This is a genomic window from Myxococcota bacterium (genome assembly GCA_035498015.1).
In the GTDB taxonomy this organism is placed as follows: Bacteria; Myxococcota_A; UBA9160; order SZUA-336; family SZUA-336; genus VGRW01.
This window is the reverse complement of sequence record DATKAO010000004.1, coordinates 20,087-35,266: the sequence shown is the minus strand read 5'-3', so window position 1 is coordinate 35,266 and position 15,180 is coordinate 20,087. Positions and strand designations below refer to the sequence as shown.

Here is a 15,180-nt window from a genome sequence, read left to right as displayed (position 1 = left end):
GGGCGCTGACCGTCTCGACTCCGCCATTCGCAGTCATGGTTGCGCTGCTGCGCCGGCTGCTTCCGGAGCCGCACCGCGACGTGTTCCTGTTCGGAGCACTCCTCGTTGCGGGCTCCACTGCGGTCTTCAGCTGGTTCTTCGCTGGCCTGGCGCTGCACGCGGCCACGATGGAGCCTGCGAACGCCCGTGCCTTGCTGGACGTCGCCGTGTTCTTCGGTCCGGTCCTGACCTCTGCAACCACGACGATGATGGCACCGGTCACGCTGCTTGCGCTCGGCGGCCGCGCGGGCCTCCCCCGGTGGCTTGGCGCTCTCGGAGCGGTCGCATTCGTGGAGCAAGCCGTCGAGACGGTGACGATCTTCGGCTCCACGGGCTTCACCCAGCCGGGCGGCCCGATGAACATGCAGCTCGGCGCATCACTCACTGTGGCTTGGATCCTGGCCTTCGGGCTCTGGGGGGGAGTGCGGGGCCGAGCGCAGACGACCGGCTAGTGCTGCGAGGGCGTTCCGTCGGTGGAAGTTCCAGTAGCAGTCAAACTTCGCACCTTGGGAGAGAGCGCATATGAGAGTCAGGGGCATGTCCGGAGGAGTTCTGATCAGCTTGTTTTGCCTTGCGGCCCCGGCGGGTGCCGCTGAGGCGCAGCGCGATGCACCGTCCCAGCTCGTTGCGATGGCGAGCCGGATGATCGCGGCCGCCAATGCGGGCGACGCCAAGGCGATGGCGAGCATGGTCGCCGACGGCGACCACGCCATCATCGACAACTTCCCACCGTTCATCTGGACCGGGTCCAACGCCCTCTCTTCATGGCTGGACGATCTTGCCCGCAACTCGGAAGAGCGCGGGATGACCGACCCGAAGTCCAGGCTCGGAGCGACGAAGTTCATCCGGATCGAGGGCGACCGCGCTTACGTCACCGTCGAGGATCACTTCGCATACAAGCGCAAGGGACGAGCGGTGCGGGAGGATCTCCTCTGGACCTTCGTCGCCACCCAGGCGAGCGGAGACTGGAAGCTGGTGTCTTGGTCGTTCTCGGGAGGAGCGAAGCACTAGGACCTGTCTCCGCCTTCGGTTGGGCGACCACAGGAGCGAGATGCCGAACTTCACTTCATCTGGTCCTAGGTCTGGTCCTAGATCGCCCGGAAGCGGTCTCCTAAGCAGCAGGTCGTGCGTTCGATTCGCGCCGGGGACGCCAGTGACTATGTCCCAGATGATGCGGGGTTCGGTCGCTCGCGCCGCCCATCCGCGAGTCTGGCGCGCGGCCGACTACGGCAGCTTCGGATAGGCAATTGCCGAGACCTTCGTGCACATGAGGTCTCCGATGCCGATCCACATCCAGCTCTGCTCGACGCGAACGTCCGAAAGCACGGAGTCTGGCGCGTGAGCTGCCAGAGTCCGCTGAACGCGGATCAGTTGCGAGTTGAGGCGGAACGGAAGGAAGAAGACCAGCGCACCGCACTCTTCCGCGCGGATCTCTCTCGGGCGGGTGTCGTCGAAGTGTGCGTACTCGATGTCGTCGAGCCGGATCGGATGCACGAAGCAGCCGGCAGTGGCAACGAGCAAGGTCAGTCCAGCCGCGATCGAGATTCTGTGCCGACTCATGAAGAGGGTGACTTCTGCCCGCTCGAGCCGCTCGGCGATTGGACTTCCCGGATCGCGATCCCCTCGAGCATCGTACAGTGGTTGACGCCGACCACCCACCAGTACCAGGTCTCGGTCAGATCGACGTCGACCACAGCCGTGGCACCCGGCATCCGCTGCAGGGCATCCGCATAGGCGCGCTCGAGGCGCGAGTTCATCTCGATCGGAATGAAGGTCAGGAGCAGCGCACCGCAACCCTCGCCCCTCGTCGTCCCGAGTCTCTCGTAGTGCGCGGGCGGACGAGGCGCGACCAGTATTGGCTCCGACGCGCACCCGAAACAGCTCGCCAACGCGATCAGCGAGACACACAGCGAACGCCGCATTGAATCGGATCTTCCTGGAATCGACGCTGCGCTGTCAATCTCCGCCGGGGACGCCGGGTCGTATCGGTGTCACTCTCTCACGGAATCGGCGCTGCTTGCGCCGCGGCTACCGCGGCGTCCCGGTCTGCGGGCGTGAGGAAGCCGGCGGACATTGCGGCGTTTGCGGCTGCCGTGAACTTCGCGACGTAGCTGGCGTGAGTCGCGTACAGCCGGGACAGGGTTGCGCTCGGCAAGGGCGTGAAGAAGCCCGAGAGCAGACACAGCCCGGAGGACCGGAGGGTGTCGTCGTCGATGCTGCCGGTCACGAAGAGCGTGTTCAGGGTGCTCTGGACCAGCGAGATCAGCGACATTGGATCGATGCTGAGACTGTTGGGGTTCTGGATCGAGAAGTTGATTGGCGAGTAGAACTCGCTCGGGGCCTGGATGTCCGGCAAGCGAATGCCGCCCAGCGCGTTGCCGAGCTGATCGCGCTGCACGACGTCGAACACGAAGAAGAAGGTCGTGGTCGAGATGCGCGGCGAGTGAGGCGGCGGGACGCCCAGGCTGAGCCAGTTGTGGAGCGCGACGAGAGCCGCGTCCTCCACTTCGAACAGCGGCATGTTGTTCACTTGGTTGATGCCATCCAGGGGCGTGCCGGTCCCGGTGATCGGGGTGCCGAACTGGCACATCGGGATCGGCACGTTCGGCTGGTCGCGGGCCAGCGTGGCCAGCTCGTAGGTGGCCTCGTGCGCGTCGATGTGGGCCGCGCCCGGCAGCTCCCAGGTGCGCAGATAGCTGTTGTCCGCCTGTCTCGAGAGACCCGCGCCCAGCTCGACGATGTCGCCCTCGGTGTTGAGCTGGATGAACGGCGCGCGGTTGTCGCTGCGAATGAGCGCGGGAATCGGCGAGGTCGCGATCAGCCCGTTGCCGAGCGGAGCCCCCACCGCGGCGCGGCCCACGGCCAGAAAGCCGTCGAACGCGTGCGAGACCGGCTGGATCGCGTTCACGTAGGTGACGATGCGGAACGCCGACTGCGAGTCACCTCCGCCGATGAGCCGCCGGGGGACGAGGCCGCCGAGCAACGTCGCGGCGTTGGCCCGAACCGCCTGCGCCGCCTGGCTGAAGATGTCGTAGGACTGTCCGTCGTTGCTGGCCCCGAGTGAGCCGTAGCGCACGGGGTCCCAGACGGCGAGGTCCTTCATTCCGGCGGCCTGGGCAGTCACTCCCACGTAGGCGTAGCCGTCGCGCAGCGCCTGCTGGTAGATCTGCGACCACAGCGGGTCCTGATCTCCGCCGGTCGTGTCGTTCAGCCACTCGAACACCACGGTGCCGTTGAACTGCGCCGGGTCCGTCGGATAGCGCACGAGGATCCGGGTCGTATAGGGCACGTTCGTCTGCGCGACCGAGACACTCCAGGCGCCGTTGGAGCTCCACAGCCCCCGCTGCTGGTAGACGGTGGCTCCGCCCGACATCTGGAACTCCCGTTCCACGTAGCCCAGCGCCGCGAGGTCGAGCGCCGGCGCCTGCGGGATGACCGCGACCGTGGGGACGGCGTCGTAGGGGTGGCCGTGCAGCCCGATCCCCGCTGGATTCTCGGTCAGCGTGGGCGAGCTCGCTGCGGCGGCAAGGGGCGACGCGGCGACACAGATCAGTGTCAAGACGAGATCGGCGACTCGGGTCACTGCAGCATCCTCCTGGTTTCACGGAGGATTTCCGCACGGCTCCGGTGGCAGCGACAATGCCCGCTTGCGCCGTTCTCTTGTCAGTTCGCGACGACGAGCTGGGAGCGGCGGTATTCGCTGGGGGACTGGCCCGACCATCGGCGGAACGCGCGGGTGAAGGCGGCCGCGTCGGAGAAGCCCAGGCGTGACGCGACCTCGCTCACTCCGATCCGGTCCACGGCGAGGTAGCGGCGGGCGAGGCTCGCGCGCAGAGCGTCGAGGATCGCCTTGAAGCCAGTCCCCTCTCGCTCGAGCTGGCGGACCAGCGTGCGCCGCGACATGTGGAGCAAGGCGGCGATGTGCTCCGCGCTCGGATCGCCACCGGCGAGCTCCGAAGCGAGTCGTTCGCGCACGAGCTGGGCGAGTGGCTCGCAGACGTGCAGCTCGGACACGCGCTGCTCGGCCAACCGGTGCAGCAGGTGGTGCAGCTTGCGGTCGGGCTTGGGGTCGTAGCGATCGACGCGCGCCGCGTCGAAGACGATCGCGTCGTAGGGCGCCGAGAAGCGCAGCAGCGCTCCGGCGAAGACCCGTTCGCACATCGTGCGGTCCTCGGGCTCGTCGTGCATCAGCCAGACCTCGACGGGACTGCCGGAGGCTTCGCGGCTGAAGCCGCGGAAGAAAGAAGCGAGCTGGAAGTCGGCCGCGACGCGGTTCAGCTGCACCCGGCTCGAGAAGCGCAGGATGGCGCGGCGCTCGATGCGTTCGAGCACGATCTCGAGCCCGTCGTTCAAGAGCCGCGAGTAGCGGGCCAGGAGCGGCACGGAGTCGGCGATGCTCGTCGCCGAGCAAGCCAGATACTCGAGCAGGTCGAACTCCCCCGCCTCCGCCTCGAGCGCCGCGTGGAGCCCAAGGTCGGGGTCGCGGGTCAGCGCCACCGCGCCGTCGAGCATGGCGAGCGCGGTCGAGACGGGGATGCGCGCCTCGAGATCGCGCGGCGTGAGGCGCGCAATCTCCTCGGCCGAGAGCGCGCCCCGCCGCTCCAGGACGCGCAAGAAGGGCACGCAAAGGCGCACGGAGAAAGTCTGACTGGGCGCCGTGGGTCCGGACCGGCCGAGCTTCGCCACGCAGCGAGGCTCGGGCAGCGCGCTCGCCAGCGACGGTGCAGCAGCTCGCAGCGTTGAAGTCCCGCGTCGCATCTCCGCTTCTCGCTCCTGCGAAGATACGCCCGCGGCGTACCGCGCGTCTATCTCGGGGCTACCAGCTCCGGATCACCGGCAGAACCTGCTCGCCCAAGAGCCGCAGGCTCTTCTCCGCCGCCGCATCGGGCAGGCCGCCGAAGGTCGGCACGATCGACAGGTTGAACTCGCCGATCAGCTCGCGGCGGGCGCGCAGCTTCTCGAGGATCTGCGCCGGGGTGCCGTAGGCGTTGATCTCCACGAAGCCTCGAGCCGCGTTGTCCACGCCGAAGGCGCCGAGCGCGGCCGCGTTCTCGGCGTAGGACGAGTAACCCTTCTTCTGGAAGTTCTCGACCTTGGTGAACTCGTAGTGACTCACCACCGAGTGGTAGTAGTTCGCAATGTGCTCCTGGGCCAGGTCGCGCGCCTCGCCGGGTGACTCGGAGCAGATCAGGAACTCCGCGAAGGTCGGCGCGGGCGGCGCTGACTTGTGGAACTTCTCCCACGAGCTGTTGAACAGCGCGATGTGCTCCTTGGTCTCGTCCCACGGCTTCTGCACGAACACCATCGGCTTCGCGCCGAGCTCGGCGCACAGCGGCGTGGAGTGCGGCGACATGGCCACCATGTACGTGCGGTCCTTCCACGAGCCGCGCGGCTTCGGGCGCACCTGCACGGGCTTCTGCGGGTAGTACGGGCCGTCGCCGCGCACGATGCCGCTCTCGAGGCCCGCCAGGATCATGCGCGCGGCTTCGGCGAAGCGATCGCGCGCCTCGTTCATGTCGATCTGGAAGCCGTCGTACTCCATGCGCGCCAGGCCGTGGCCCATGCCGAAGATGGCGCGGCCCTTCGACTGGTAGTCGAGCAGCGTCATCTTCTCGACCACGCGCAGCGGGTCGTTCCAGGGCAGGATCACCGCGCCCGTGGCCAGGCCGATGCGGCTCGTCCGTCCCGCCAGGTACGCGAGGATCTGCGGCGTGTCGGGGCCCATCGAGTACCAGTCGAAGTGGTGCTCGACGCACCAGATCGAGTCGAAGCCGAGCGGCTCGGCCAGCTCGGACAGGCGGTACTCGAGATCGAGCACGTGCTCGTCGGTGGTCGACTCGAGGTAGTTCTGCAGCACGAGCTGGAGTCCGATGCGCATGGCGATCTCCTTCGGCGTCGGTCTTGCGACCATACTCCGAAGGAGATCGCGATGCGAACGGCCGGCGACTAGTTGCAGCTGCCCTGCGGACCCGCCTCGCACAGCAGCGGACACGTCGGGCACTTCGGACCTGCAGGGAATCCGACCAGGAGCTTGAAGCGGGCAGTGTCTGCGGCGTTGATGTTGTTCGCGGCGCCCGGGTCGTTCTGCTTGGTGTCCAGATCGAAGATGGCGCAAGCGATCTTCCCGTTGGTCCCGCACTTCTTCGCGGTCCTGTCCTGGTTCACCGCGGTCTTGAACTGATTGGTGTCGGCCGCGTTCACGTTGATGCCTTGCGTGGTGAGTGGGAAGTCTCCGTCGCACACGTTGCCGAAGCCGTCGTGGTCGTCGTCGCGCTGCCCGCCCGTGAGCGTGGCCCAGGGGTTTGCGGTCAGGAAGGTCGGGCTGACTCGGCGATTGCTCACCAGCTGGCAGTTGTCACAGGCGTCTCCCACCGTGTCGCCATCCGTGTCGGCCTGGTCGAAGTTCGCAGTGACCGGGCAGTTGTCGCACGCGTCGCCGACCAGGTCGCCGTCCGAATCCGTCTGGTTGGGATCCGGCACGCTCGGGCAGACGTCGCCGAAGTCGGCGACGCCGTCGCCGTCGGAGTCACTGTCGTCGCGGATGTCCGCCTCGGTCGGGCTGTTGCCCGGCGGGGAGAGCCACGGCGTGCGCGGGAAGAACGGATTGGTGGTGCGGAGCCGCGTGCGCCAGCGACACGATGGGCCGCCGAGAAGGATTCCGGTGTTGCAGTGAGACTCCACGTCGATGAAGTCGGTGGCCCCGGAGTCTTGCAGCGCCGAGAGGAACGTCGGCAAGCCCCCGTCGAAGGGCTGTCCTCCGATCTTGGTCTGGACCTCCTGCCTCACGCGCGTCCGCCCCGCAGCGCTCCGCGGCAGGCTGCGAACGTTGAAGAGCCGGGCGTCGGCGGGGTTGGTCGCGCCCAGCAGAGCGAGCGGCGGACCCACCGGATTGTCGTGAGTCATGCGCGGAATGCGCGGCGTGCCCTGGCTTCCCCCGCCGAAGTTGACGAACACCGCGCCTGAGGTGGAAAGATTGCCTCGGGGGACGGTGAACGCACCGATCAGAACGTCTGCGAAGCCATCGCCGTTGAAGTCGAAGTCGTCGGCGACGTCGCGGCCGAAATCCGCGGTGACCGCCCCGGCCGGAGCCGGCAACGGCAGTGTCACGCTGCGGGTGACATCAAGGCCCGTCGGGCTGCCGAGAAATGCGAAGGCTCGCCCTTCGAACGGGGCCGCACCGTCGCTGAACCACTGCTGGCCGACGACTAGATCGCCGAATCCGTCCGCATCGACGTCGCCGCCGCCGCCAATGCCGGCGCCGAAGCGGCCGCCCGCTTGGGTCCCGGCGAGCGTGATCGCGGGCGCCGCGCCGGGCAGCGTCGGGCCGCCGTTGAACACTCGAACGCGCCCTTGTTGCGCTCCGATGGTCACGCTGTACTCCGCTTCGCCGACGGCCACGTCTGCCAGCGTGTCCCCATTCACGTCACCGGCACAGGCGACCTGAATGCCGTTGTCATCGGCGCCCTGGTCGCTCAGGAGCACGGCGAACGGTGTCGAGCTGAGGCCGTTCTTCTGGCCGAGAAACACGAAGGCCGCGGGCGCACCATTCGTGAAGGTCGTCGCTGCGACGATCACGTCGGAGCGACCGTCGCCGTCCACGTCGCAAGCGCCGGCCAGGTGGGAGCCGAAGTGCTCGTTCGACTGGGTGCCGCTCTTCGTCCAGGCCGGAGCCATGAGCGGCCCGCCATTGCGGGTGCCGAGATACAGCGAGACCGTCCCCGCGCCGCCGTTCGCCAAGGGCGCGCTCACGAGCAGGTCGGCCAGGCCATCCCCGTTCACATCGCCAGCGTTTGCGACCGCGCTCCCGAGCTCACTGCCGTCGATCAGCGAACTGAGAGTCTGATTCGGATCCGCGGAGAGCCCGGTCGCGCTTCCGAGATAGACGTTCACGATCCCGGCGTCCGGGTGAGTCAAGAAGCGTTCGCTGGTCGTGAAGTGGGGCGCGCCGACGGCCACGTCGGCAAATCCGTCCCCGTTGAAGTCGCCGCCTCCCGCAAGGCTCCAGCCCAGCTGCGCTCCGGCCTGGTTGCCCTCGTGGCCGGCCGGGCTGGTCGTGGGGGGCACCGTGCAATCCGGAGTACAGGGACCGCCCAGGACGACCATGAAGCGACCTTCCTGTGAGTCGGGATCGGCGAAGAACGGCTGCCCGACGACGAAGTCGCTGAAGCCGTCGCCGTTGATGTCCCCCGCGGCCGTCGCACCGATGCCGAAGCCTGTCCCGTCCTGCCCGGTCGTGGCATCACCGTAGAGCGAGAACTGTGACTCGGTCGCGGTCGGGTCGCCCGTGCTTGCGAAGACCTGAATCTTGGCTGCGAAGTCGGCGCCGGTGGTCGGGCCCTGGCCGACCATGGCGACCTCGGAGAAACCGTTCCCGTCGACGTCTCCCGCGGTCGCCACTCGCGAGACGGACTGGAGGCTGAATTGCGGGAATTGGGGAGCAACCACGATCGGCGCGGGTATGGGACCCGCCATCCTCCCGAGGAAGACATTGGCGTTCCCGTCGATGTCCGAGACGTTGGGCTGAGCCAGGATCAAGTCGGCCAACCCGTCTCCATTCACGTCCCCTGCCGTCGCCGCCGACGCGGTGTTCGAGTCGGGATGGCTCACCGTTGCGGACCACGGAGACACAGCGGTCAAATTGGGTGTCGGGCCGCCGGACCCGAAGAACAGCTTGAAGGACGGAGTGCTGCTTTCGTCGGTCGCCAGGATGTCGGCGAAGCCGTCGCCGTTCACGTCACCGCTGATCGCAACGGTGGTGCCCAGGCCCTGGGTACCGTTCACCCGGGCCTGGGCGTTTGCCTCGGTGCCCGGGGTTGCCGTGAAGTTGGAACCTCCCGTGTACAGGAACACGGAGCCGCCGGACGCCGATTCGTTCGGTGCGCCCACCACGAGGTCGTAGGTGCCATCGCCGTTCACATCACCGCTGGCGGAGACAGACTCGCCGAAGCCGTGTCCGGCTACACCACTGGCGGTCCACGAAGGGACGGCCTGGTTGTCTCTGGGCCGCGTGGCCCACTGACTCCGCGTCTCGCCTGTCCAGACGAACACGTGGTCCGCAATGGGGCTGCTCACGACCAGATCGTCGATGCCATCGCCGTTCAAGTCTCCTGCGGACATCGACAAGCCGAATCCGAGACTCCCGGTGGCCGACCAGTCGGCGCTCAGCAAGGACACCACGCCTCGAGTGTTGAAGCTCGAGGACCCGAACCACACGAACACCTGCCCGACGTCTCCAGGGCCCAGTCCGGGCATGCCGACGGCGAGATCGGAGATGCCGTCTCCATCGAGGTCTCCGACGGCAAACGAGCTACCGAAGTGATCGAAGTCGATGATGCCCTGAACGACGAAGCCCGGGGTCGTCGAGAGACCAGAGCTCGAGCCGAAGAACACGCGCGCGGTCCCGTGTTCGGTGCGCGGGACGACGAACGGGATGTCCTCATGTGAATCGATCACGACCAGATCGCTGAAGCCGTCGCCATTCAAGTCGCCGCCGGGGCCGATCTGGACCTCGTTCGAGAGGGTGTGAGCCGGGAGCACGATCTCCGTAGCCGTCGAGGCGATCGGATCGATCGTGATCGGGTAGACCGCGCGTGAGTCGTCGACCACGAGCTTCAGGCGCTCGCCCGAAGCTTCCAGCCGGGCCCCGAGCGTGGTGCCGCGGGAGTCCCAGGCGCGCACGTCGCGCAGCGCGATTCGGTCCGGGCAGCCGGACCGCGCGAAGGCGAAGCCATCGCCGCTCGGGCCGCGCGAGACCCCGGGAGACGTGGTGACCGCGAGCGCGAGCTCGAGCGGCCTGGATCCTGGCGCGATGCGCTGCTCGAGATCGAAGCCCTGCTCCAGCCCGCGCGCGTCGTTCACGTACCACTCGGTCATTCCCAGGCCGCCGTAGTGGAGCTGCGCGCTGTTTCCGGAGAAGTCGACCTCGGCGCGGCCGGGCGAGCGGAGCTCGGAGCCGCGCGAGACCGACGCGAGGCGAAGACCGACCGCCAGCGTGGCGTTCGAGCCCCGGCACGCCGTGAGGCTTACGCCGCTCGCGGAGACACTCGCGTCGAAGCGACGCCCCGCGTTCGGGGCAACGGCGCTCCCTCCGGCCGCGCGAAACACAAACTCAGCCGAGTCGCTCACAAGAGCGCGCGCTGGCGAGGCCAGCAGCGTCAGGGTCATTGCGAAGCGAAACAGTCGGTGACCGCTTTCGATCCTCATCGCCTGACTCCTCCATCGAGTCTGTGACTCGCACGGAAGGCTATGAGGGCGATGGGCCGGGTTCCATGAGTATTTCTTTCAGATTAGGGCCGGTTAATCGAAAGACGCGCCACCGGCTCCGAATCACCGGCAGGAGCTTCTCACCGATCAACTTTAAGCTTTCTCGGCGCTGCATCTCGCACACCGGCGAGCGCGGCGCGCAGCCTTGCCGCGGCGAGCGACACGAAGTGCTTCACCTTCGGGCGCGGCGTGCGGCCTTCGCGGTGGAGCACGGTGGCCGGCACCGCCGGCGGCTCGAAGCGCTCGAGCAGCGGCACGAGGCGGCCGTCGGCGACTCCCGCCGCGGCCTGGTACGAGAGCACGCGCGTGACTCCCACGCCCGCGAGCGCGGCCTCGAGCGCGGCGTCGGCCGTGGTCACGACCAGCCGGGGGCGCAGCCCGACCGGAAGCGCACGCCCGGCCTGGCGGAACAGCCAGCGCTCGGCCGACTCGATGCCGCTGAACGCGATGCAGTCGTGGCCGGCGAGCGCTTCGGGTGACTCCGGCGTGCCGCGGGCGCGCAGGTACTCGGGGCTCGCGCACACGATGCGGCGGATCGAGCCCACGCGGACCGCCACGAGCGCAGAGTCGGGCAGCGCGCCGATGCGGACGGCCACGTCGATGCCCTCGTCGATCAGCTCCGCGTTGCGGTCGCCGAGCAGGAGCCGCACGTCGACGCGCGGGTGCTCGCGCAGGAACTGGGCCACGACCGGCACCACGTGCAGGCGCCCGAACATCACGGGCGCAGTCACTACGAGCGGGCCCGACAGCTCGTCGCGCGCGCCGGTGATCTCGCGCTCCGCGGCCTCGAGCTCCGCCACGATGCGCGCGCAGGCCTCGCGGTAGCGCGCGCCGGCGTCGGTGAGCGCCATGCGCCGCGTGGTGCGCGAGACCAGCCGCGCCCCCACGTGCTTCTCGAGCGCGGCGATCCGCCGGCTCACCGTGGCGACCGGCAGGCCCAGCCGCCGCGCTGCCGCCGAGAGACTCCCGGCCGAGGCGACGGCGAGAAACACGCGGATGGCGTCGAGCTGGTCCACGGCGCGCGATTATTGCGCCGGAAGCAAAGCAGTTTCACGGCCGCCGCGGATACCCCGGAAACGCCGGAGCATCAGACTGTCACCATGAGTGAGTCCAAGATCTTCAGTCCCGCCGTCCGCGACGTGCAAGTGCGCAGAGGCTCGCGCGCGGCGTACGAGAAGCTCGAGGCGCGGGGCGGCTTCGGCTCGCTCGTCACGCCCGAGCTGGCCGAGTTCATCGCGGCGCGCGACAGCTTCTTCCTGGCGACGGCCGGCGCGGACGGCCAGCCCTACGTGCAGCATCGCGGCGGGCCGCCGGGGTTCTTGAAGGTGCTCGACGACCGCACCCTCGCCTTCGCCGACTTCCGCGGGAACCGCCAGTACATCACGGTCGGGAACCTGTCGGAGAACGAGCGCGCGTTCGTGTTCCTGATCGACTGGGCCGAGCAGCGGCGCATCAAGCTCTGGTGCCGCGCGCGTGTGGTCGAGGACGATCCCGCGCTCTTGGCACGGCTCGCCGACCCGAGCTACGAAGCACGCCCCGAGCAGGCGATCGTGCTCACCGTGGAGCACTGGAACGAGAACTGCTCGCAGCACATTCCGCAGCTCCTGCCCGTGCCGGACGTGGCGCGCGCGTTCGAGGCGCTGAAGCAGGAGAACCAGGAGCTCCGGGCGCGACTCAGCGCCGCCGACGGCTGAGGGCCTGTTCCATTAGGACATCCTAATCAACAGGCAGTGGAGCTCGCGTGGCCGGCGCCCGGGCCCCCGGCGAGCAGGTGCCGGAAGCTCGAGCGCCAGCGTGGAGCGAGGAGAGCGGAGCTACTGCTTGGGCGTCGCCGCCTGGGCCTGCGTGCCCGTGGTCTTCGCGTTGTGCTTCTTGTGGTAGATGGCGCGGCTGGTCTTGTTCTCTCTGCGATTGAGCTGGCGCTGCTCGGCCTTGGTCAGGTGACCGTTGTGCGCCGCCATGTCGGCTTCCTTGGTCTTCTCGATGTTCGCCTCGCGCTTCTCCAGGTGCTGGGCCTCCTGGGGAGTCAGCGAGCCCTTCTCGATGCCCTTCCCGATCCGGTCCTGCTGGTTCGCCTGGCGCTTCTGCACCTCGGTGACACGCGGGTGGCCGGGATCGACCGGGCTGTTCGTGGAGTCGTCGGCACGGGCAGCAAACGAGAGAGCCAGACTTCCCGCTGCCACGACCAGGAAGAGGCTGAGCTTGTGTTTCATCATGGCCCTTCAAACCCTCCAATGGCGCCCGGGTTGCGCGCACGCAGCGAGCGCGCAGGCGACGTGCAGAGTGTGTCGCCTGTCACTCGGCGCGGGCGGGTCCGCGCGCGTTGCATGCGAGTTGCATCGGCACGGACCGTCGCCAGCTGGCGGAGGGTCTTCGGGAGATTTCTCTCATCTCCGCCGGCAAGCGGAGTCAGTGCAGTGCGACGAACCGTTGCCGAGCGTCCACCTGGATCTCGCGAGTCACGCGCCGCCCGCCGGGAAACTCTGCGGCCAGGCGGTGGGTGCCCGGCACCAGGGCGCGCCGCAGCGGCGTGGCGCCCAGGTCGCTCACCGCCGAGTTCGCCTCGCCCCGCGTGCGCGAGCTGCTCGAGGTCGCGCGCTCGAGTTCGCCGCCCTGAAGCGCGATTCGTCCGCAGCGCTTTGTAGATTCGGTACGCGCTCCGCGAGCGTTCGCGGTGCGACCGCGCAGTAACTCGCGCGCACCAGGTCGGCCACTTCCTCCCAGTCGACCGGGCCGCGGTCGAGCCGCAGCGCGCCCCAGCCGCGCGGACCGATGTAGGCGGGCAGGTAGAAGTGCTCGGGGTCGGCTTCCGCCCGCTCGTGCGCCTCGCCGAGCTCGGCCTTCCAACACAGCGACACGATCCCGTCGCCGTGGTGGTCGTCGAGGAAGTACGCGAATACGCGCTTGCGCACGCGGAAGGTGGCGTGGCTGCCGTGCCGCTCGGCGGTTGCGTCGGGCAGCGCGAGACACAGGCGCGTGAGCCGGGCCAGCCGGCGGTCTTCGCTCACGGTGCCAGCCTAGCACCGCGTTCGCGTTTGACTTCCGTCCGTTGTACTGGACAGAATGTCCAATATGACGGAGGAGGCGCTCGACGCGCGCATCGCCAGCCGGGTTCGCTCCCTGCGCGCGGAGTCGGGTCTCACGCTCGACGCGCTCGAGGCGCGCAGCGGAGTGAGCCGCTCGATGCTCTCGCTGGTCGAGCGCGGCGAGAGCAGCGCGAGTGCCGTCGTGCTCGACAAGATCGCGACCGGGCTGGGCGTCGTGCTCGCCTCGCTGTTCGACGACGCGGCCGCGCCCGCGAGCCCGGTGTCGCGACCTGCCGATCGCACGCCCTGGCGCGACCCGGAGTCCGGCTACGTGCGGCGCAACGTCTCGCCCGCGGGCTTCCCCTCCCCGATCCAGATCGTCGAGGTGGTGTTCCCGCCGGGCGCGCGAGTCACCTACGAGACGGGCGCACGCGAGCCCGCGGTCCACCAGCAGGTGTGGCTGCAGGAGGGCCGCATCGAGGTCACAGTCGGCCGGGTCACCCATCGACTCCAGAGCGGCGACTGTCTCGCGATGCGGCTGGACGCGCCCGTCTCCTTCCGCAACCGCACGCGGCGGGCGGCGCGCTACGTGGTCGTGATCGCCAGCGTGCGCGCCCGCGCGCCCAGGTCGCGACGTGACTGAGCGCTTCGAAGTGCGCCGGCTCGAAGCCCTGGGCGAGCACGAGCTCGACGGCTTGTGCGACGTGCTGGTCGACTGCGTGCAGGGCGGTGACTCGGTGGGGTTCATGCTGCCGATGACCCGGGCCAAGGCCGAAGCCTTCTGGCGCGGCGTCGCGGCGAGCCTTGCGCGCGGCGAGCGGGTGCTCTTGGCGGCCTTCGACCCGGCGGGCGCGATCGTGGGCACGGCGCAGGTGGTGTTCGCCCAGCCCGAGAACCAGCCACACCGCGGCGACCTGGCCAAGATGCTCGTGCACCGGCGCGCGCGGCGGCGCGGTGTGGGCGCGGCGCTGCTCGCCGCTTGCGAGCGCGCGGCGCTCGAGGCCGGCCGCAGCGTGCTCGTGCTCGATACCGCGAGCCCCGACGCCGAGCGGCTCTACGCCCGCGGCGGCTGGCAGCTGTGCGGCCGCATTCCGGGCTACGCCCTCATGCCCGACGGGCCGCTGTGCGCGACGACGATCTTCTTCAAGTCGCTGCCGCGCTGAGTGAGCGGACGCTCATCGAAGCGACACCCTCCGGTGTCGCGCGCCGGGCCGCGGTGAGCGCGCGCCGGAATGCCGGATCGGGAAGGGAGCCTCGTCCTGGCCAGACCGCGCGCGCGCACCGGGCCGTTCGCGCTCGAGTGTAGGCGCCGGCTCGTCTCCCGAACCTGGGATTTTCCTGGGATCGCCGGGCTGCCTCGAAGTCGGGCATCGCTCCGCCCAGTCCCTGGACTCACCGCACGCGCGCGCCCCGGCGCGGCGTCCTGGGCCCCTGGCAAGCGAATTGCTCTGAGTCGCGCGCGGGGACGGAAAGTCACCCGCGAGGGCAGGTGAAGAAAGTCGAGGCGATCGTCAGCACCTCAAAGCTCGAAGAGGTACGCATCTCACTGGGACGCGTAGGGGTGGAGGGGATGACGGTCACCGAGGTGCGAGGCTACGGCCATGAGCGCGGCCATACAGAGCTGTATCGCGGTGCAGAGCACGAGGTGATTCTGGTTCCCAGGGTCAAAGTCGAGATCGTCGTGGAGGACGGGCGCGTGCCAGCTCTGGTGGAAGAGCTGGTGCGCGTGACGCGGACCGGGCGCATCGGTGACGGGAGGATCTTCGTGCTTCCCGTCGAAGATGCCGTGCGGATCCGCACGAGTGAGCGAGGCAGAGATGCTCTCTGACTTCGCAGCGGGGAAGATGTGACC

General features: G+C 68.7%; 16 protein-coding genes. 6 read left to right on the top strand and 10 right to left on the bottom strand.

Annotated elements, in window-relative coordinates; genetic code table 11:
* Both VMR86_00330 and VMR86_00325 read left to right on the top strand, forming a co-directional pair.
* A partial coding sequence (locus tag VMR86_00330) for a hypothetical protein (protein ID HTO05478.1) occupies nucleotides 1–491 on the top strand: 491 nt, incomplete at its 5' end.
* 85 nt (nucleotides 492–576) lie between these two features.
* Entirely contained in the window at nucleotides 577–1,050 is a 474-nt protein-coding gene (locus tag VMR86_00325) for a nuclear transport factor 2 family protein (GenBank protein ID HTO05477.1), read from the top strand.
* Between the two features lie 213 nt (nucleotides 1,051–1,263).
* Here the strand turns inward: VMR86_00325 and VMR86_00320 are convergent, their stop codons facing one another.
* The 7 genes from VMR86_00320 to VMR86_00290 form a co-directional block, all read right to left on the bottom strand.
* Complete coding sequence (locus VMR86_00320) at nucleotides 1,264–1,599, bottom strand: hypothetical protein (GenBank protein ID HTO05476.1); 336 nt, start codon at nucleotides 1,597–1,599, stop codon at nucleotides 1,264–1,266.
* Complete coding sequence (locus tag VMR86_00315; protein HTO05475.1) at nucleotides 1,596–1,961, bottom strand: hypothetical protein; 366 nt, start codon at nucleotides 1,959–1,961, stop codon at nucleotides 1,596–1,598. Before VMR86_00315 ends, VMR86_00320 begins: the two co-directional genes overlap by 4 nt.
* Nucleotides 1,962–2,038: 77 nt before the next feature.
* Nucleotides 2,039–3,622: an alpha/beta hydrolase domain-containing protein gene (locus VMR86_00310; GenBank protein HTO05474.1), complete on the bottom strand. Its 1,584-nt coding sequence runs from the start codon at nucleotides 3,620–3,622 to the stop codon at nucleotides 2,039–2,041.
* Nucleotides 3,623–3,702: 80 nt separating this feature from the next.
* Nucleotides 3,703–4,662 carry an AraC family transcriptional regulator ligand-binding domain-containing protein gene (locus VMR86_00305; GenBank protein ID HTO05473.1) on the bottom strand — a complete coding sequence of 320 codons (960 nt, stop codon included), beginning with the start codon at nucleotides 4,660–4,662 and terminating at the stop codon, nucleotides 3,703–3,705.
* 193 nt (nucleotides 4,663–4,855) lie between these two features.
* Nucleotides 4,856–5,917 carry an LLM class flavin-dependent oxidoreductase gene (locus VMR86_00300; GenBank protein HTO05472.1) on the bottom strand — a complete coding sequence of 354 codons (1,062 nt, stop codon included), beginning with the start codon at nucleotides 5,915–5,917 and terminating at the stop codon, nucleotides 4,856–4,858.
* A 68-nt stretch (nucleotides 5,918–5,985) separates the two neighbouring features.
* Complete coding sequence (locus tag VMR86_00295; protein HTO05471.1) at nucleotides 5,986–9,897, bottom strand: FG-GAP-like repeat-containing protein; 3,912 nt, start codon at nucleotides 9,895–9,897, stop codon at nucleotides 5,986–5,988.
* A 485-nt stretch (nucleotides 9,898–10,382) separates the two neighbouring features.
* The gene (locus tag VMR86_00290; GenBank protein ID HTO05470.1) at nucleotides 10,383–11,318 is read right to left on the bottom strand and encodes a LysR substrate-binding domain-containing protein; all 936 of its coding nucleotides are present in this window, start codon (nucleotides 11,316–11,318) and stop codon (nucleotides 10,383–10,385) included.
* Nucleotides 11,319–11,402: 84 nt separating this feature from the next.
* Between VMR86_00290 and VMR86_00285 the strand changes: the two genes are divergently transcribed.
* On the top strand, nucleotides 11,403–11,996 hold the full coding sequence (locus VMR86_00285; GenBank protein ID HTO05469.1) for a pyridoxamine 5'-phosphate oxidase family protein: 594 nt from the start codon (nucleotides 11,403–11,405) through the stop codon (nucleotides 11,994–11,996).
* Nucleotides 11,997–12,116: 120 nt separating this feature from the next.
* On the opposite strand, the gene VMR86_00280 is transcribed toward VMR86_00285, so the two are convergent.
* From VMR86_00280 to VMR86_00270, 3 genes are all read right to left on the bottom strand, one after another.
* On the bottom strand, nucleotides 12,117–12,518 hold the full coding sequence (locus VMR86_00280; protein HTO05468.1) for a hypothetical protein: 402 nt from the start codon (nucleotides 12,516–12,518) through the stop codon (nucleotides 12,117–12,119).
* 193 nt (nucleotides 12,519–12,711) lie between these two features.
* The gene (locus tag VMR86_00275; protein HTO05467.1) at nucleotides 12,712–12,852 is read right to left on the bottom strand and encodes a PEGA domain-containing protein; all 141 of its coding nucleotides are present in this window, start codon (nucleotides 12,850–12,852) and stop codon (nucleotides 12,712–12,714) included.
* Nucleotides 12,849–13,310 (bottom strand): MmcQ/YjbR family DNA-binding protein, encoded by a 462-nt coding sequence (locus VMR86_00270; protein ID HTO05466.1) that lies wholly within the window; start codon nucleotides 13,308–13,310, stop codon nucleotides 12,849–12,851. Before VMR86_00270 ends, VMR86_00275 begins: the two co-directional genes overlap by 4 nt.
* Nucleotides 13,311–13,374: 64 nt before the next feature.
* On the opposite strand from VMR86_00270, the gene VMR86_00265 reads away from it, so the two are divergent.
* The 3 genes from VMR86_00265 (at nucleotide 13,375) to VMR86_00255 (ending at nucleotide 15,156) form a co-directional block, all read left to right on the top strand.
* Nucleotides 13,375–13,971, top strand: a complete 597-nt coding sequence (locus VMR86_00265) for an XRE family transcriptional regulator (protein ID HTO05465.1) — start codon at nucleotides 13,375–13,377, stop codon at nucleotides 13,969–13,971.
* On the top strand, nucleotides 13,964–14,491 hold the full coding sequence (locus VMR86_00260) for a GNAT family N-acetyltransferase (GenBank protein HTO05464.1): 528 nt from the start codon (nucleotides 13,964–13,966) through the stop codon (nucleotides 14,489–14,491). Before VMR86_00265 ends, VMR86_00260 begins: the two co-directional genes overlap by 8 nt.
* Nucleotides 14,492–14,817: 326 nt before the next feature.
* Nucleotides 14,818–15,156, top strand: coding sequence for a P-II family nitrogen regulator (locus VMR86_00255; GenBank protein HTO05463.1), 339 nt, complete (start codon nucleotides 14,818–14,820; stop codon nucleotides 15,154–15,156).
* Nucleotides 15,157–15,180 lie beyond the last annotated feature (24 nt).